General features: G+C 53.1%; 16 protein-coding genes and 1 tRNA gene. 9 read left to right on the forward strand and 8 right to left on the reverse strand.

All coding sequences use genetic code 11. The annotated features are described in order from the left end of the window. Positions 1-5 precede the first annotated feature (5 nt). Positions 6-893 carry a LysR substrate-binding domain-containing protein gene (locus tag KXR87_RS18935; RefSeq protein ID WP_437433758.1) on the forward strand — a complete coding sequence of 296 codons (888 nt, stop codon included), beginning with the start codon at positions 6-8 and terminating at the stop codon, positions 891-893. 52 nt (positions 894-945) lie between these two features. On the opposite strand, the gene KXR87_RS18940 is transcribed toward KXR87_RS18935, so the two are convergent. The 5 genes from KXR87_RS18940 to KXR87_RS18960 form a co-directional block, all read right to left on the reverse strand. Next, positions 946-2373, reverse strand: coding sequence for a 6-phospho-beta-glucosidase (locus tag KXR87_RS18940; protein ID WP_437433759.1), 1428 nt, complete (start codon positions 2371-2373; stop codon positions 946-948). 62 nt (positions 2374-2435) lie between these two features. Further along, on the reverse strand, positions 2436-4346 hold the full coding sequence (locus tag KXR87_RS18945; RefSeq protein WP_437433760.1) for a glucose PTS transporter subunit IIA: 1911 nt from the start codon (positions 4344-4346) through the stop codon (positions 2436-2438). 94 nt (positions 4347-4440) lie between these two features. Further along, positions 4441-5277, reverse strand: a complete 837-nt coding sequence (locus KXR87_RS18950; RefSeq protein ID WP_437433761.1) for a PRD domain-containing protein — start codon at positions 5275-5277, stop codon at positions 4441-4443. A gap of 223 nt (positions 5278-5500) precedes the next feature. Next, complete coding sequence (locus KXR87_RS18955) at positions 5501-7282, reverse strand: ATP-binding protein (RefSeq protein ID WP_437433762.1); 1782 nt, start codon at positions 7280-7282, stop codon at positions 5501-5503. Further along, positions 7279-7911, reverse strand: coding sequence for a LuxR C-terminal-related transcriptional regulator (locus tag KXR87_RS18960; RefSeq protein ID WP_437433763.1), 633 nt, complete (start codon positions 7909-7911; stop codon positions 7279-7281). The genes KXR87_RS18955 and KXR87_RS18960 overlap by 4 nt, the downstream gene beginning before the upstream one ends. 179 nt (positions 7912-8090) lie before the next feature. Here KXR87_RS18960 and KXR87_RS18965 point away from each other — a divergent pair, with 179 nt between their 5' ends. Together KXR87_RS18965 and KXR87_RS18970 are read left to right on the forward strand one after the other, a co-directional pair. Continuing rightward, entirely contained in the window at positions 8091-8405 is a 315-nt protein-coding gene (locus tag KXR87_RS18965; protein ID WP_437433764.1) for a hypothetical protein, read from the forward strand. A gap of 200 nt (positions 8406-8605) precedes the next feature. Further along, complete coding sequence (locus KXR87_RS18970; protein ID WP_437433765.1) at positions 8606-11698, forward strand: autotransporter outer membrane beta-barrel domain-containing protein; 3093 nt, start codon at positions 8606-8608, stop codon at positions 11696-11698. A gap of 105 nt (positions 11699-11803) precedes the next feature. Here the strand turns inward: KXR87_RS18970 and KXR87_RS18975 are convergent, their stop codons facing one another. Next, positions 11804-12205, reverse strand: coding sequence for a RidA family protein (locus tag KXR87_RS18975; RefSeq protein ID WP_437433766.1), 402 nt, complete (start codon positions 12203-12205; stop codon positions 11804-11806). A 145-nt stretch (positions 12206-12350) separates the two neighbouring features. Here KXR87_RS18975 and KXR87_RS18980 point away from each other — a divergent pair, with 145 nt between their 5' ends. Next, complete coding sequence (locus KXR87_RS18980; RefSeq protein ID WP_437433767.1) at positions 12351-12941, forward strand: TetR/AcrR family transcriptional regulator; 591 nt, start codon at positions 12351-12353, stop codon at positions 12939-12941. 60 nt (positions 12942-13001) lie between these two features. Here KXR87_RS18980 and KXR87_RS18985 read toward each other — a convergent pair whose 3' ends face one another. Next, positions 13002-13469, reverse strand: a complete 468-nt coding sequence (locus KXR87_RS18985) for a GNAT family N-acetyltransferase (protein WP_437433768.1) — start codon at positions 13467-13469, stop codon at positions 13002-13004. Between the two features lie 142 nt (positions 13470-13611). Continuing rightward, a tRNA-Arg gene (locus tag KXR87_RS18990) sits at positions 13612-13688 on the reverse strand. Positions 13689-13909: 221 nt separating this feature from the next. Here KXR87_RS18990 and folD point away from each other — a divergent pair. The 5 genes from folD (at position 13910) to KXR87_RS19015 (ending at position 18573) form a co-directional block, all read left to right on the forward strand. Beyond that, positions 13910-14776 carry a bifunctional methylenetetrahydrofolate dehydrogenase/methenyltetrahydrofolate cyclohydrolase FolD gene (gene folD, locus KXR87_RS18995; RefSeq protein WP_437433769.1) on the forward strand — a complete coding sequence of 289 codons (867 nt, stop codon included), beginning with the start codon at positions 13910-13912 and terminating at the stop codon, positions 14774-14776. A gap of 1 nt (position 14777) precedes the next feature. Beyond that, complete coding sequence (ybcJ, locus tag KXR87_RS19000; protein ID WP_437433770.1) at positions 14778-14990, forward strand: ribosome-associated protein YbcJ; 213 nt, start codon at positions 14778-14780, stop codon at positions 14988-14990. A 242-nt stretch (positions 14991-15232) separates the two neighbouring features. Further along, a complete protein-coding gene (locus tag KXR87_RS19005; RefSeq protein WP_437433771.1) occupies positions 15233-16732 on the forward strand; it encodes a PTS transporter subunit EIIC in 1500 nt (499 codons plus the stop codon). Positions 16733-16823: 91 nt separating this feature from the next. Then, the gene (malI, locus tag KXR87_RS19010; RefSeq protein WP_437433772.1) at positions 16824-17840 is read left to right on the forward strand and encodes a Mal regulon transcriptional regulator MalI; all 1017 of its coding nucleotides are present in this window, start codon (positions 16824-16826) and stop codon (positions 17838-17840) included. Positions 17841-18048: 208 nt separating this feature from the next. Beyond that, positions 18049-18573: a metal-dependent hydrolase gene (locus tag KXR87_RS19015; protein WP_437433773.1), complete on the forward strand. Its 525-nt coding sequence runs from the start codon at positions 18049-18051 to the stop codon at positions 18571-18573. Positions 18574-18801 lie beyond the last annotated feature (228 nt).

Genomic DNA, 18801 nt, shown 5'->3' on the forward strand with positions numbered 1-18801 from the left:
TAACAATGCGCAGAAAACTCCCCAGCAACGCTGCCCTGCAGGCCTTTGAAGCCGCCGCACGGCACGGCAACTTTGCCCGCGCGGCGGAGGAACTCTTCCTCACCGAAGGGGCCATCAGCCGCCAGATCGCCCGCCTTGAAGGCCTGCTTGAGTGTAAATTGTTCGATCGCACCGGCAGTCGCGTGCAGCTTAACCCGAATGGCGCACGCTATGCGCACCGGGTACGTGAAACACTCGAACGTCTCGACCGGGATACGCAGTATCTGAAAGGCATTCCTGCCGACAGCCTCAGCCTGGAAATCGCCGCGCCACCGACCTTCGCCAGCCGTTGGTTAATCCCCCGGCTGGGCAACTTCAGGCAGAACCATCCGCAGATCACGGTGAATATTGCCGTCCGGACGGATCCCTTTATCCTTACCGGCAGCGGGTTCGATGCCGCGGTCCATTTTGACCACCCGGCCTGGGCGGGGATGCGCATCATCTTCCTGTTTCAGGAAAGGCTGGTGCCCGTTTGCCATCCGGATCTGCTAAAGGATAGCAATCCAGACGCGCAGTTAAATGCCCTGCCGCGCATCCACCGGCGCCAGACACCCGAGGCCTGGCAGCGCTATGCGCGGGAGTCCGGCATCCGGCTTGATAATCCCGCACTTGGTGTTCGTTATGATCTGCATGAAATGGCCATTGCCGCAGCGCTTTCCGGCCAGGGTGTAGCACTGGTGCCGGAAGTTTATGTTGCCAGGGAAGTGCGCCGTGGCGCGCTGGTGGCACCCTGGCCTGCTGCCGCCAGCCTGAGTAAAGATTTTTGCCTGGTGAAGCCTGCCGGGACCGGGGCGAACGAGGTGGCGCTCGAGGCCTTTACACACTGGTTACTGGAGGAAGTTCCGGCAGGATAAATAGCAACAGGCCCGCACCGGTACGGGCCTGCTTCAGGCGCTTAAGTGACGCTTAGATAGTGGTATCGCCGTTGGTGGCAATCACTTTTTTGTACCACTCGAAAGAGCGTTTTTTACTGCGCGCGCCGCTGCCGTTCCCGGCGTTGTCGCGGTCGACATATATCAGACCGTAGCGCTTTTTCATCTCACCGGTCGTAAACGAGACCAGGTCAATACAGCCCCAGATGGTGTAACCCATCACGTCCACGCCGTCACACTCAATGGCCTTCTTCATCTCTTCAATATGCAGGCTTAAAAAATCGATTCTCTGCCGATCGTCTATTCCCTGCGGGGTTAAGACATCGTTAGCCCCGAAGCCGTTTTCAACGATGAAGATGGGCCGCGCATAGCGGTTATTGAGCATATTGAGGTAATAGCGCAGCCCCGTCGGATCCACTGACCAGCCCCATTCGGTTGAGGGGATCCAGGGGTTTTTCACCAGTTGATTATCACCTAACAGGTTATCCTTCAGACGCTCCCCTCTGTCGGACGCTGAGAGCGTATTGCTGAGGTAGTAACTGATACCGATATAATCCACGGTGCCACGAGTCAGGGTGGCAAGATCCTCGTCAGTCACATCTATCTGATAACCCCGATTCTCCCAGGCTTTACGCACCCATGACGGATAGATCCCACGCACATGCACGTCAGTGAAAAAAAGCTGCTTTTCGTTTTCCTGCTGGGCAAGCAGGTTATCCAGGGGATCGCTGGTAAGAGGGTAGTTTGGCGTTGCCGCAATCATGCAGCCAATGCGAAATTCAGGATTAATTTTTCTGCCTGCTTCCACTACCCTGGCGCTGGCGACAAACTGATAATGCGCGGCCTGGTAGACCACCTCCTGGCGATCCTCCCCTTCCCCGTAAATAATGCCGGAGTTTGTAAAGGCATAAAGGGGGTTATCAAGGATCTGCTGGTTATTGATCTCGTTAAAGGTCATCCAGTATTTCACTTTGTGCTTATAGCGCGCCATGACGGTCGTGGAGAAGGTGGTGAAAAAGTCGATGAGCGCGCGATCGCGCCAGCCGCCAAAGGTCTCTACCAGATACCAGGGCATCTCGAAATGCGAGAGCGTAACCACAGGTTCAATACCGTATTTAAGCAGTTCATCAAAAAGCGCATCGTAGAAGGCAAGTCCCTCTTCATTGGGCGTGAGTTCATCGCCGCGTGGGAAAATGCGCGTCCAGGCAATACTGGTCCGAAAACATTTGAAGCCCATCTCAGCGAACAATTTAATATCCTGCGGGTAGTGATGATAAAAATCGATCGCATCATGGTTGGGGTAGAAATGACCGTCCAGAATGCCTGGCGTTATCTTCCGCGCGGTCACTTTGGTGCCATCAGTCATCACGTCGGCAATGCTGATACCTTTACCGCCCAGGTTCCATGCGCCTTCCACCTGGTGAGCGGCCACCGCGCCGCCCCAAAGAAAATCGTTCTTCATATTGAAATTCCTGTTTAAAAAGCCGTTATCTTCTGTTCGTTACCCTGCCAGCAGAGCGGCATTCACCGGTGGCGAATAATTTTGAATAAAATGTCGTTTTCGCTAACACGGCCATCCTGCTCGATATGCAGATCGCCGCCGGAACCCCGATCGTCGACATAAATCACTGGCGTAATCAGCGAGAGCCCTTCGCGTGCGATGGCCTCCCTGTCAAAGGTCATCAACACCTGACCTGCTGAAAAGTGATCCCCCACCTTCACCGCTGGGGTAAAACAGCGACCGTTGAGATGCACGGTATTGATACCAACATGAATAAGCACCTCATCGCCTTTATCCGAGGTCACGCCGATGGCATGGCGGGAAGGGAACATGGACGAGACCACGCCATCAAAGGGGGCATAAACACTGTTGTCGAGTGGAATGATACCGACCCCCTGCCCCACCACGCCGCTGGAGAAGACATCGTCCGGGATTTCGCTAAGCGGGATAACCTCACCACGCAGGGGCGAAAAAATATCGCTTACCGGTCCGTTTTTTGCCGCCGGGGTCGTAGCCGTAGCAACCGGTGCAGCAGGTGCAGCAGGTGCAGAGGATGGCACAGCCGCCACGTCAGGGAGCAGTTCTCCCTCTTCGCCTTTTTTAACGCCAAAGCACCAGGCCAGCACAGCACCTGAAATCATCGCTGCCAGCACACCGGTGAAATAACCGAGTTTCGGGGTGTAAACCGGGATAGAGAAGACGTTATGGAAAACGTACGCGTTCATGGTCACGCCCGTTACCCCACAGATAGCCCCACCGATAGCTCCAGCCAGCGCGACGATCACCATCAGACGCTTGTAGCGCAGGATCAGGCCATAAACGATAGGCTCGGTCACCCCCGCGAGCAGACCGGTCAGAATAACCGGACCGGTTAACGCACGCATTTTCGAGTGTTTGCGGGCGCGCAGCCAGAAGCCCATCGCCACACCAATTTGTGCAAAGACAGAGGCCACTGCCATACCTTCAATCGGGTCCCCGCCGGTGATGCGCAGGTTTTCCAGAGTGACAGGTGAAAAGCCCCAGTGTAGCCCCAGCATCACCATAAATGGCATTCCGCCGCCAATCACAATCCCTGACAACAGCTTGCTCTGGTTAATCAACCACATCACGCCATGCGAAAGACCGTTGCCCAGTACCGTTCCGAAGGGGCCAAAGAACAGAGCAGTAAAAGGTACCATGATCATCAGGGAAATGAGCGGCACCGCAAAGAGCTGGATCTCTTTATAGATGATGCGTTTAAGCAGCTTATCGAGCCAGGCGTAGATAAAGATGGCAATAAATATCGGGAAAATGGTGGTGGCGTAGTTTACCGCCGTCAGACTTATGCCTAAAAAGGTGGTGTCCGCTTTACCAATCAACGCGGTAAAGGTCGGTTCCATCAACGCCGCACCGAGGGTACCCCCGACGTACATATTACCGCCGATTTTGTTGGCAAGCGTGATGCCCAGGAACACCGGCAGAAAATAGAAAATGGCATTACTGGCAGCGCTGAGTACGGCATAGGTATCGCTGGCGTCAGAGAGTAATTTTGCTTCTACCAACACGGTCAGCACCGCTTTCAGCATCCCTGAACCGGCCATCGCCGGAATTAATGGACTAAAGGCGCTGGAGATAATTTCAAATACCGCGTCCATGCTGAATCTTTTACTTTTTACTGCATCATGACCTTCACCGGAGGCTTGTTTATCTTTTCCGGTTACGGCCAGTATGGCCTCATAATATTCTGCTACCGCACTGCCAATTACTATTTGATATTGCCCACCACTCTCTACGGCCGTAAGTACCCAGGGCAATTTTTTAAGTGCTTCGCCCTTCGCCAGAGAGGAATCTTTTAAAGAGAAACGCAAGCGGGTGGCACAATGCACCACGCTTTGAATATTCTCTTTGCCTCCTACCAGCGAGACGATCTCTTTACTCTCATTTTCATATTTCATGATGCCACCTGGTCTTTGTTTTTTTCTTCAGGTAATAGCAGGCCATAGAAAATGGCGGAACATTTCCCTGGTGTTGGCCTGCTGATAAATAAAATCAGGTATTTACTGATAACCGATTGAGACGCAGGGTGAGATAAACAATATCGTCCCGCGTGACTAACCAGTCATATTTACTTTCTAAGTAGCGTTTTATTTTCATTGCACAGAGATAATCGTTTTTGTAACGTCCGGTCAGCAGCCGCTCCAGCGTTGTGTCACTGTCATCAATGGCTTTAGTTTTTAAATGACGCATGATGTAGTAACGCACATGAGTGACGAACCGGTTATAATCATAGGCCGCCTCATTAAACTCCTTTTGATAATGATATTTAACAATATCGAGAATGTTATTAATAATTTGCGTCACTTTCATGGTTTCATGCATGTCATTTTCCAGAATGCCACCATTGACGATATGCAGCGTAATAAATACGGCTTCATCATCGGGCAGGGCGACGGAAAAGGTGTCGCGAATTTTTTGTAATGCCTGCAACGCATATTGATATTCGTTGAAGTAAATTTGTTTAATATCCCATTTCAGCGGGCTACTGATGGTTACCCCTTCACGCGAACGCTTGAGGGCAAAACCGATATGGTCCGCCAGAGCCGGAATAATCGCCTCGTCAATCCGGTAACCTAAAACCTGTTCACCATTTTTTATAATGCCAATGGCTATCTCAATTTCTTCGGCATTGATATGCGACGCCAGTGAGTGGTTGGTTTTACTGAGCGCCGCGGTCGCCAGCACAAAGCGCTTTTCCACCAGGGCCGCATCCACCAGATCCCCTTCGCGCTTGTTGAATCCCAGCCCTTTACCAATGACGATTTCTTCCTGACCCTTGTCATTAAAAACCAGAGACACATTGTTATTAAATACTTTCAAAATCTTCATGACAGCGCCGTCGGTTTTCTTCAGGTAAAAAAAAACGTGACCAATTGATTCCCGTCAGGGAACAAATTGGTCACGCCTGCATTATCAGTAACGATCCTCTGCGGCTATTGATAAGGAAGTCCGTCGCCGAAGGCAATGGTCGCCCCGCTTATTTGTGATTAGATTCACAGAAAAGCATTCATCAGGATGATGATTAAACAGTAACGCCATGCCGCTCTGCTTATCAGCGAGCGGCCCATTGCGTCAGCAGGGCATGCAGCGTGGCAGGCTCAAGCGGTTTGCGCAGTACCATATACCCTTCTTCTTCCGCTTCGCGCAGCACCGGTGAGTTAAATTCACCGCTGACCATCGCCCCGCTGACGTTTGGCAGACGCTCAAGCAGCGCCTTTAAGATCTCAAAGCCACTTTCACCCGACCGCAGCCGCTGATCGCACAGCACAACCTCGGGGATAAACCCGTCGTCGACAATAGCAAATGCCTCTTCTGCAGAGGCGGCACAGCGCACGGCGACGCCCCAGCTACTCATCAGGCTCTCCCAGGCGGAGGTCACCAGCGGATCGTCGTCGACCACGAGGCAAGAACCACTCAACGAAGTGCGGCGCGTAACGGGGACGGCAGCATTACTAGCCGGCGCAACGTCCACCGCCTTGACCTCTCCCTCGTACTGCCTGAACCGCATCCAGAAGCGGGAACCTCTCTCCTCAACGGACTGCATGCCATATTTTACGTTCATCAGTTTCGCGCAGCGCGCCACCACGGCAAGTCCAAGGCCGTGCCCGGCACTGTCTATCTTCCATGCCAGTTCGGGTCGATAGTAAGGTGAGAAAACTTTGTTTTTTTCGCCATCGGCGATGCCTACGCCGGTGTCCCATACTTCAAGGAGACACTCAGCACCGCGCGGGCGAATCGCCACCAGCACGCCCCCTTGCTGGGTATAGCGCAGGGCATTCTGAATAAGGTTGATCAAGGACTGGCGCACAAGAAGCGGATCGCCCATCACGTGGATACGCCGCCCGGGCCGCCAGGTGCGTAGCGCAAGGCCACGGCTCCTCGCCTCCTCGCGAAAAAGCGTGATAACCGAGTCCAGCAGCGCGCCGATATCCACATGGGTTGCAGCGGTAGCCATATTGCCTGATTCAATTTTGCTCAAATCAAGCAGTGAGTTGAACATCAACTGCACGGATCGCACGCTTTGCTGGAGATCCAGCAACTGCGGCATCAGTGCATCGTTGCGGTTTTTATGGACAATCGCCTCAATCAAAAACCCCATCGCATGCACGGGCTGACGCAAATCGTGGCTGGCGGTGGTCAGAAACTGATTTTTATCCTGCAGCGCCTGCTCCGCTTCCTCTTTTGCCTGGCGAAATTGTTCGGCCAGCCGGGCACTCTCCTCTTCAAGTCTGGCCTGCTGAATGAAAAAGGCGTGTGACGTTAAAGCGTGGCGGTAAATAGCAAAGCCATAGAGGAGATTCAGCATCAGAACAATGAGCATCACGTTGTCGAGGCGACAGATAATGCCGAGATTCAGCACGCCCCAGGAGGTGAAAAAAAAGCGTTTAAAAGTACTAATGACCGGCGTCAGATGCGTTGCATTGGCGGCGACGATCGCGGCGATGCTGATATTCAGCAGCAGGAAAAAATCAAAGTTTTGACCCTGCGGTGTTATCCAGTAAAGCGAAGAAATTCCCAGTCCGTGGGCAAAGGCCACTTTATTTATATGGGGTAGCCAGCGTTGCAGAACCGCCTCTGCATTTTTTTCACTGACCTCACGCTGATAACGGTGATGCCATATTCTGATAGTCACGGCACAGAACAGGTAAATAACAATCCAGACCACCACCGGCGCAAAGTCTTTACCCAACCAATAAAGCCAGAGCGCAAAGGGCATGCCCACGAAAGGCACGGCGCTGAAGCTAAACACCAGGCGGATGAAGGTATTATTCAGTAGCCGGATCTGGGCTCGGGGAGAAATGGCGCCACCTTCCATATTAACCATCCACTTCATGGTTTCTCTTCCCGGTGGCCGTGAAGGAGGGTAATGACTTCTACGCGGGTATTTACGCCAAGTTTTTTTAAAATATTGCTGATGTGCTCTTTTACCGTGGGTTCAGATATTGAAAGCTGCAAGGCAATCCGTTTATTTGGCAGGCCGCGCATCATCATCTGAAGAACCTCATATTGCCTGGGGGTTAAGTTAAATCTCTGTAGTATATTGCTATTTTTATCCGCGATATCTGTTCTGGCCTCAGGAAACCACAACTGGTTATTCATCAATGCCTGAACTGCCCGACCAAATAATTCCGGCGTCTCGTTTTTCAGTACGAACCCGTGCCCACCAGCACTCTGCACTTTCATCCAGATATCATTATTTTCATCGCCACTGACTACCAGCAAACGCGTTTTGGGAAAGCGCTGCTTCATCTCTTTTAATAATTTCAGTGCAGTACCTGACGAGAGCCAAAAGTCGATGACCAGCAGGTCCGGCGGGCCATTATCGCGAATATGACGATTGCAACTCTGCTCATCCGTCACCACAAATCCGGGTCTGAAGCCAACATGGGTCGTCAGGAAATTGGCGATTCCACTACCCACCAAAGGGTGATCGTCAATTACCAACGCAATATATTTTCCCACCGTTTTCTCCTTTTTGTATGTGGTATCAGCGTTATTCTGACAACTTTCCTATTAACATCCACTCCCTACTTTAGGAGGGTTTTTTAATCCCGGAAAGAGAAATATCTTACCTCGGGGTTTAAAAAAGATAAACGTATTGCCATGCAGCAATCGATACTGCCTGGTTACAAGGATAATTTATGAAAAAACCACTCATCGCGCTTGCCGTTACAATGATGGTAGCAGGTTGTTCAACGCTAAAAACCGATCAGGCTATTCCTCTGCTTCAGGCGGAAACAGCAAAAATGCTGGGGCTGGGATCATCAGATGAAATTACTGTTACTCAAGTGAATGGCGCGCAGCCTGATGCGCTGGGCGGCCAGAAACTTACCTACCGCGCGACAACTGAAAAGGGCCGAATTTTCGATTGCTCATCCATGATGATGCCAGGCATTTTAGGCTCTGCGCCTTCCCTGAGCGCACCAACCTGTACGCCTGTCGTTACCCATAAATAATTTGTCGCAGAGAACATTACTGTCGTTCTCTATTTTCACTCGACGAAGCGTAATGGCCAGGGAGTCACAGGTATTCGCTTCGCCGGTTAATTTACCTGCACGCCTGAATTCGCGAAATAAAAGGTCACACACGTCTGTATTTTAATATTTATAAAACAATGGCCTTCGCGACATCACGTTAATCAATCTGGAGATAGCACGTGAATGACAATTTCTCGCACCATTTAAAAGTAAAAACTTCATTCTCTAAACTTTACCTCGCCCTGTTCTCTGCCCCGCTGATGCTTTTAACGCCCGTGGAAAGTCGGGCTGCTGATGCAATTTTTGACGGCGATAACCGCGTCGCGGAGTCACTGGTCTATACCAATGATGTCTATGTAGGTCGTAATCAGAGCGGCAACCTTCTGATAGATAATGGGAAAATCACCGCTTACAACATCAACATCGGCCGACGCTTCAACGGACAGATTTATGAAAGCTCAGTGACGGTCAGCGGGCCGGATGCCGAACTGAACGCCCTGAACGATCAGGCCGTACTGCACGGTAGTCTGGATTTGGGACTCGGCACGCTACGGGTGGAAAACGGCGCGCTGGCCAGTGCCAAAGAAATTGTGGTTGGCACCACGAGCGGCTACGACAGCCATCTCATTGCCACCGGTGCTAACTCCCGTGTCACCAGCAACTACCTGAGTGTTGGCACCACCGCAGGCTCACGCTCCACCTTATCCGTCGAAAATGGTGCAGTGGTGACCACCGCCAACCAGGCGCGGATCGGCGATGGCTACCAGCCGGATGAGGCTGACAAACTAAACCCGAAAGCAACGGTAACCGGGGAAAACGCGCAGTGGAACGTCGCCCAGTTGCTCACCCTGAACGGCGATATGGACGTGCTTAACGGTGGCTCGGTGTCCGTTGGCAGCATTGAGGTCGCAGGGGTTTCCGGGTCGAGCAAAACCGCCGAGCTCTACGTAGCGGGCAATAACTCCCGCTTCACCAGCGGCAGCAACCTCCTCGTCGGCGATTACGGTAACGGCGTAGTATCGGTAGCAGACGGGGGCTCGGTTTCTGCAGGTGCCAACACGCTGGTGCTGGGCGATACGGGTTCAGGCTCTAATCGCGGTGCACTGATTATCGGCAGCCGGGGCAATTTTGATACCGGCACTGGTCTTACTGAGCCGACGCTGGGTACAGCGGGTGGCGCAGGTACGATTGATCCACAGACGGCGATTAACCTGCGTGGCGGGCTGTTTGGCAGCTACGTCTACTTCAACCATACCGATGAAAACTACCAGTTCACCAACAACATGAGTGGTGAAGGTGATGTCATCAACGCTTCCGGGCAAACCACGCTCAGCGGCGATCTGACCGGGTTGCAGGCAAACGTCCTTGCGCGAGGCGGCAAAATTATTATCGCCAGCGATATCAATACGCAGCCTGAAACCGATATTTTTGAGATTCAAACCCTGAGCGCGGAAAATGGCGGGACACTGATCCTTAACGCGACCGCCGGGAGCGATGTCAGCAACGGCCTCGGCTACAGTAGCGCTGCGTCGATTAAGGCGGGCGGTACTCTGGGGGGTAACGGCACCCTCGGGCAGACAGAAATTCTCTCTGGCGGTCACATCTCCCCTGGCGACGGTGGTATCGGCACCCTGACGCTGAAACGCTACCTGAACTTTATCGGCGAATCGTTCTATGACGTCGATATCACCGGTGACGGTCGCAGCGACCTGCTGAACGTTGAAGGCAAAACAACCATCAGCAACCAGGCGACCGTGCAGGTTACCGCGCTTGATCCGCAAACCAGCTATCAGACGGGTCAGACTTACCGCATCCTTAACTCGGCAGGCGGCATTGAGGGCCAGTTCGCCTCGGCAGTGTCAAAATCAGCCTTCCTCGACGTTGCGCTGAACCAGAGCGCCAATGCCGTCGACCTGAGCATCGCGCAGAAAGAGAGTGGTGGGAATCCAGGCAATCCTGAGAACCCGGGCAACCCTGAGAACCCGGGCAACCCTGAGAATCCGGGCAATCCTGAGAATCCGGGCAACCCTGAGAATCCGGGCAACCCTGAGAACCCAGGCAACCCTGAGAATCCAGGCAACCCTGAGAACCCAGGCAACCCTGAGAATCCAGGCAACCCTGGCGCGGGTAATCCGGGCAGCGGAAAACCGGGCATTTTCCAGACCGTCGCCCAGACGGGTAACCAGTGGAATACCGCTGGTGCCCTCTCAACCCTGACGCAGAGTGGTCCATCGCTGGCGCTCTATAACTCATTACTGATGCTCAGCGCACCGGAAGCCCGTGAAGCCTTTAATCAGTTATCAGGCGAGGTTTATCCGTCCGTACAGTCCACCTTGATTGCGGGCAGTAATCAGGTGTTCAACGTACTGAATCAGCGCATGATCCAGTCCTTCGACGATGACGGTCTGCCGGTTCCGGCTCTGGCGATGTCGTTTGTGCAATCTCCCGCAGAGCAGAGCAACGGTGTATGGGGCCAGACCTTTGGCTCCTGGGTGAAAACCGATGGCGATGGTAATACCGGCAAGCTGGACGGTAACACCGCAGGTTTCCTGCTGGGTGGCGATCGTAAGCTGGAAGGGCAGAACGTGCGGCTCGGTGGTTTCTTCGGTTACAGCCGTGGGAACTACGATATCGACAGCCGTCGCTCCTCATCAGATATCGATAACTACCATCTCGGTCTGTATGCGACAGGACGTCAGGAGGCCTTCTCACTGCGCGGCGCTGTCGGCTATACCTGGCATAAGATTGACGCCGAGCGTCGGGTGGACTTTAGCGGCTACTCGGATCGACTGAGCGCTGACTATGACGCCAGTTCACTGCTGGCTTATACCGAAGCGGGTTATCGTTTCGGTCAACCGGAAGAGAACGTTGAGCCGTTTATTAACCTGAGCTATATCCGCGTGGATACGGATAATTTCCAGGAAAAAGGGGGGGCCGCCGCGCTGCGCGTACGTACCGAAACGACGGATACGTTCTACTCCACCCTTGGGGCGCGCGGCGTGACAGAACTGCCGAAAAACGTCAGCCTCTATGGTTCACTGGGCTGGCAGCACGCCTACGGTGATAAAAAAGCCTCCTCGCAGATGGCGTTTGCCGGTAGCGATGGCTTTACCACCGAAGGAGCGCCGGTGGATAAGGATATGCTGGTAGGCGATGTGGGCGTCAGCTTCAGGCTGCCGCACGCGGCAACGCTGAACGTGGGCTATAAGGGACAAGTCGGCTCCGACACGCGTATCAACTCGGTGAACGCCAATCTGCGCTGGTCGTTCTGAGTTCTGTTACCATTTGACACCAGGCCGCCCCGCAACGGGCGGCTTTTTTTCGGTTTATGGCGTACCTGCCCCCCGCCTTCAGAGTGGTTGTCTCACCACTGCGCCTTAACTCTCTTTGTCGGGAATACGGGCAATCACCTTTATTTCAAAATCGAATCCCGCAAGCCAGGTCACGCCAACGGCCGTCCAGTTTGGATAAGGCGGTTTCGGGAAAATGGCCTGCTTCACCGCCATAATGGCGGGGAATTGATTTTCCGGATCGGTATGGAAGGTCGTGACATCAATCAGATCATCAAACGTACATCCCGCCGCTGTGAGCGTCGCCTGCAGATTATCGAACGCCAGTTGCACCTGCGCGGTAAAATCGGGCTCAGGAGTACCATCGGCACGGCTTCCGACCTGGCCGGACACAAACAGCAAATCGCCTGACCGAATCGCGGCAGAGTATCCATGCTCCTGATAGAGTGCATGGCGGTTAGCGGGAAAAATCGGTTCGCGCTGGATCACAGGTACACCTCTTTTTTAAACCATGTGGGATCAGGTAAGCAAAGCACGCATGAATGATTTAACATACCTGGCGTATGTTGAATAGATATCACATACGTCGCGTATGTCAATTGAAATACGTGCCGTATGTGAAAAAGGAGGGTCTATGGCGACAAAACGTCGCAGTGAAATGATGGAAGAAAATCGCGCAAAAATGATTACCGCCGCGCGAAAAGCTTTTGCTGAAAAAGGGTTTGCCGAGGCCTCTATGGATGAGCTGACGGCCAGTGTCGGCCTGACCCGTGGAGCGCTGTATCACACCTTCGGCGATAAAAAGGGCCTTCTCGCCGCAGTCGTCGCACAGATAGATAGTGAAATGGCACAACAGGCCAGAGCCTCCGCTGCGTCTGCGGGTGATGACTGGGAAAGATTGCTGGCGGAAGGTATTGCCTACATCAGGATGGCGCTCGACCCGGAGGTCAGGCGCATCGTTTTACTTGATGGTCCGGCCTTTCTTGGGGATCCCACTCAATGGCCGAGCCAGAATAGCTGTCTTGAGTCCACACGACAGACACTGGTAAAAATGGCCGAACGTAAAGAAATCAAAGCGATGGATACAACCGTCGCGGCACATCTGCTTAACAGTGCTGCGCTTAATGCTGCCCTGCTGGTTGCAGCCAGTGATAAACCTCAGCAGACACTGCCGGACGTGATTGAGGTTTTTACTCTGCTCGCAGGTGGGTTACGCAGCCGTTGATGCCCAGCCGGTTTCAGGGGCACATAGAGGTTCCTGAAACCGGGAGAGAGCATAACGTGATCACGGATGCATAGTTTTTATGAAGGTAATTTTGTCTTCACCGATAGCATAGTAATCACGTATCCGGGCTTCCTTGATAAAACCCTGCTGGTTATAGAACGCACGAGCCGCGCTATAGTCACTCAGGCTTGAAGTGTCGACTAACAAGAGTCTGCCCTCTCTGGCTTTCACTGCTTTTTCAACGTGATCTAATAAAGCCAGACCAATACCCCGACGCTGATGAGAAGGGGTTATCCATAGCAGCAATAAATTCCAGACATGCGTGGTCATGACCTCCGGGGCGCAATAAGCCATACCCACGAGGCCCTGCTGGTCGGCACTAAACCATATCTCTTCTGTTTCGCCTGAAAAATAGCGCTGGAGCCTCTCCCGTACATGCAATAACCCCTCCTCATCAAACTGACCACTACGCCTTAACATGATGAGCAAGGGTTCAACATCAGAGGGTTCGACCGGACGAATAAGCATATAAAATCCTTTTTACAGTGCATAATTAAAACTATTACATTGAATTTATTAATAATTGCATAACAGAGATGATATGAAAACCGTGCAGCGCTGCGGGGTGCCTGAGGTGACAGGGATACAATGATGGGGGTCGAGCTAAAAATGGTACGCCCTACAGGGTTCGAACCTGTGACCTACGGCTTAGAAGGCCGTTGCTCTATCCAGCTGAGCTAAGGGCGCACTGATTCCCTTTCGGGAGGGTTGCGGACAGGGATTATACGGTCAACACCTGTCGAGTCAATGACTTTGCGGTCAGATGCTCGTGAAGTGAGCACCTGACCGCACTTTCCTTACTGCAACATTAAGCAGGGAACATAAACGGTAACTGACAGCGAGACACACTTCTGACAAACTATACGCATCCCCTTTCTTTTTTAGTTACAGATGGAATCTTCTCTCTGATGGCAGCAAAGATTATTGACGGTAAAACGATTGCGCAGCAGGTGCGCGCTGAGGTTGCTGAAAAGGTGAAAGCCCGAGTTGCAGCCGGATTACGTGCCCCCGGGCTTGCGGTTGTGCTGGTTGGCAGCAACCCGGCCTCGCAAATTTATGTCGGCAGCAAACGCAAAGCATGTGAAGAGGTTGGTTTCCTCTCCCGCTCTTATGATCTGCCGGAAACGACAACCGAAGCTGAACTGCTGGCGCTTATCGATAAGCTCAACGCAGACGGCACCATTGATGGCATCCTGGTGCAGCTCCCCCTCCCTGCAGGCATAGATTATGTGAAAGTCCTGGAACGGATCTCACCGGATAAAGACGTCGATGGCTTCCACCCCTATAACGTGGGTCGCCTGTGCCAGCGCGCGCCGCGTCTGCGCCCGTGCACGCCACGTGGGATTGTGACGCTGCTTGAGCGTTATAACATTGATACCTACGGCCTGAACGCCGTGGTGATTGGTGCATCCAACATCGTTGGTCGCCCGATGAGCATGGAACTGCTGCTGGCGGGTTGTACCACCACCGTAACCCACCGCTTCACCAAAAATCTGCGCCATCACGTCGAGAATGCCGATCTGCTGGTGGTTGCCGTAGGCAAACCGGGCTTTATTCCGGGCGAGTGGATCAAAGAAGGTGCCATCGTTATTGATGTCGGCATTAACCGCCTTGAAAGCGGCAAAGTGGTAGGTGATGTGGAGTTTGAAGCGGCATCCGCACGTGCGTCATACATTACACCCGTGCCTGGTGGCGTTGGCCCGATGACCGTTGCCACCCTGATTCAAAACACCCTTCAGGCCTGCGAAGAGTATCACGACGTGGAGAATGCATAAGATGGCAACTTTTTCCCTGGGTAAACACCCGCACGTAGATTTATGCGACCTGCTCAAACTGGAAGGCTGGAGCGAAAGCGGCGCACAGGCCAAAATTGCTATTGAAGAAGGTCTGGTGAAGGTCGATGGTAAAGTCGAAACCCGTAAACGTTGCAAGATCGTTGCAGGTCAAACCGTTGCTTTCGAAGGCCAGAGCGTGACGGTCATTGCCTGAGTACCCTGTTCTGCAGGCCCGTGCTGCGGGCCTGTAACCCTACTGCTCCCCCCTTCCCCTGCCATCTTCATATTTTGATCCTCTTCGCATAATCACAAATTCCTCTGTCCGGCACAGTAATTTCTGTTGCACCAGACTGGTTCCTCTTTCACGATAGGTAGAACGTTCTACTAAAACGTTCTACTTACAATAATAGTGCACAATGTGCGCAGAATAATGGTCGACACTCGGGGGAAATCAGGATGAGACTGTTATCAGGGTTCATAAAATCATTATCAAAGCTGTCAATGATTGGGCGGGCGTTAATGCTGCCTATCTCACTGTTACCGGCTGCGGGGCTGTTACTGGCATTCGGTGATAAGTTTCACTTACCACTGATGATGAACGCAGGCGGCGTTATCTTCGATAACCTGCCGCTGCTGTTTGCTATTGGTTCGGCAGTGGGGCTGGCATCAGAATCGGGTATCGCTGCCCTCTCTGCTGCGGTTTCGGTCTTTATCACCAACATCACCATTGGCACCGTACTGTCGATAACGCCAGAGATGGCCTCTCAGGGTGGTAAGTATGCTATGGTCGTCGGTATTCCGACCCTGCAGATGGGCGTGTTTGGCGGCCTTATTTGCGGCATTCTCGCGGCCTGGTGTTATAACCGCTTTCACACCATGCAGTTGCCGGAGTTCCTCGGCTTCTTCTCCGGTAAGCGCTTTGTCGCTATCGCCACGGCATTTATGTCCTTTATTCTGGGCCTGTTGCTGCCCTATATCTGGGAACATATCCAGGCCGGTATTGATGCGCTTTCGGTGATTGTGAACGGGGATAACCAGGCCGCATCGACCTTTATCTTTGGCCTGACGGAACGCGCGCTTATCCCACTTGGCCTGCACCACATCTGGTACCCGTCATTCTGGTACTCCTTCGGTGACTACACCACCCAGGCCGGCCAGGTGATTCATGGCGACCAGACTATCTGGTTCAAAATGCTGGAAGAAGGCACCAAATCTTTTAGCAGCGACACCTACCAGAATGCCGGTAAATTCATGCAGGGCGAGTTCCCGCTGATGCTGTTCGCCCTGCCGGCGGCCTGTCTTGCGATGTACCATGAAGCCCACACCAAAAACAAAAAAATTGCCGCCGGTATTCTCTTTTCCGCCGCGCTGACCTGCTTCTTAACGGGCATTACCGAGCCGGTCGAATTCACCTTTATTTTTGTCGCCCCGATTCTGTATGTGTTTAATGCCATCATGGCGGGTCTGGCATACATGAGCATGTACCTGATGCATGCACACATCGCCAAGTCCTTCTCGGCCGGGCTTATCGACTATATCTCTTTTGGGATCCTGCCCTCCTTCAACGGCTACGAAACCAACTTCTTAAGCGCAGTATTCATTGGCGTGCCGATGGCGCTGATTTACTACTTCACCTTCCGCTTCGTTATTCGCCGTTTCGATGTGAAAACACCGGGCCGCACGGAAGCCTCTGCAGACGCAAGCGATAAAACCGACGAAGAGCTGGTCACGGAAATCATTAGCCTGCTTGGCGGGGCGAAAAACATCGATACCGTGGGCTCCTGCATCACCCGTCTGCGCGTGGAAGTGTACAACGGGGAAAATGTCGATAAAGAGGGGCTTAACGGCGTTGGCGCGCGTGGCGTGGTCTTCGTCGGCGACAAAGGCGTACAGGTTATTTTCGGGGCGCGTGCGCAGTTTATTGCTCAGTCGATGGCGACAACCCTTGGCAAATAACCTTGTGCTGGTAAGGTAAATAAGTCTCCTGTATTCGTACAGGAGGCTTTACTATTTCTGATTGATTAATCTGTACTTTCAGGGAGCACGTTTGAAAAAGGTCAGCATTATTGATGTCGCAAAACTGGCGGGCGTTTCCGTTTCAACCGTGTCGCTGGTGTTGCGTCAGAAAGGCAAGATTTCTGACGCCACCATCGAACGCGTTCAGTCAGCAATCAATGAACTGGGCTACGTACACAACGTAGCAGCCGCTAACCTTCGCTCCAGCACCTCAAACCTGATTGGCCTCATTTTACGTGACTTTAGCGACAGCTTTTCGATTAAGGTGATGGCGAGTATTGTTCAGGCGCTTGAACGTAAAGGATTTATGGTGTTTCTCGGCCAGCCGCTTGATGATCACGACCATCTTGAACGCTGCCTGCTCTCCTTCAAACAGCAGGGTGTCGCAGGAGTGATTTATTTAGCCAGCGACCCGACCACCACGCACCTACCGGAACATCTCCGCCAGTGCCCCATGCCGCTGGTCGTGGTGTCTCAGTCCGTAGTGGATGATCCCTGTAATCTGGTGATGCGGGATAATCGTCAGGCTGCCAGTCTTGCTACCCGCTATCTGATTGAGCGCGGGCACCGCAGCATCGCCTATGTTGGCGGGCTGGAGAACGATCGCGTACGCCATCAGCGGCTCCTGGGCATGCATAGTGCGCTAAAACAGTACGGCATGGCACTGCGCGATGATTTCACCCCCGCCTGTCTCGAAAGCACCGACTCGGTGAGTCTGGCGACCCGTCATTTGCTGGAGAAAAATAACACGATAACGGCCCTGCTCTGCCATTCGCCTAATGCCATCATTGGCTCGATCAGCGGTATTCATCAGGTGGGGCGTACCGTGGGCAAGGATGTCTTCCTGACACAACAGGTAGCGCTGATTGGTTTTGAGGATATGCTGCACGTTAACCTCACCTCGCCCTCCTTTACCTACGTCTCCTCCGCCAGTGAAGAGACCGGGCGTCAGGCGGCAGGCCTGATGATGCGCAAACTGAAAGAGCCTGACTTACAGACCCAGCACATTACCCTCTCCGGGCAACTGGTGGTGCAGGAGTCAGCTTGATATTCCCTTTTACTCTCTGCCCAAATATCTCGTTTCGCCATTGCCGATAGACAAATAATGGCTGTTCTGTGCCACCGGCTTTGTTGGCCCGTATGACGTTCACGCGCCATCAGAGTGAACGTTTACCTGTGCGCTGACTTTCAGAAAACAGGTATCCGGTGATGGCGTCGCCTCGTTTATACTAATCTCTTTTGTTCAAGGACTGACGATGCCCACCATTATTACTCACGCCGCCGTACCGCTCTGCCTGGGACTCGGGCTTGGCAGCAAAGCGATCCCTCGCGGCTTACTGCTGGCAGGCATTGCGCTGGCAATGTTGCCGGATGCCGATGTGCTCTCCTTTAAACTCGGGGTGGCCTACGGCAATGTATTCGGCCACCGTGGCTTTACCCATTCGCTGATCTTTGCTTTTGTGGTGCCGATACTCGTTCTCTGGCTGGGAAGACGCTGGTTTAAGGCAAGCCTGATGCACTGCTGGGCATTTCTGACCGTGTCGCTGCTGTCGCACAGTTTGTTGGACTCGGTCACAACAGGCGGTAAAGGGGTCGGCTGGCTATGGCCGTGGTCGGATGAACGCTTTTTTGCCCCGTGGCAGGTGATTAAGGTCGCGCCTTTTGCTTTGTCAAAGTACACCACGCCCTATGGGCATCAGGTGATCATGTCCGAGTTATTATGGGTATGGGTGCCAGGTGTGATTTTTATGGCGGTGATGATGTTTTTGCGCAGGCGTTGAGAAATGCCCTCTCCCCCGCCGGGGGGGAAATCCCCAGTAATATGACGTTTTACAGCGATACCACGGCGAAATGAGAATTAAACCGTCACCGCGATGACAGGGTCCGGCTGAAAATCGATGAGGCGTTGACGGCTGACCGGGGCCGCCCGCAGGGAAGCGGGCGGAGGGGATAGCCTGCAGGGAGGCAGGCTGGTCCCCGACCCGATAGTCAGACGACATAAGACGACA

Source organism: Yokenella regensburgei (assembly GCF_051486985.1).
Taxonomy (GTDB): Bacteria; Pseudomonadota; Gammaproteobacteria; order Enterobacterales; family Enterobacteriaceae; genus CBFFRJ01.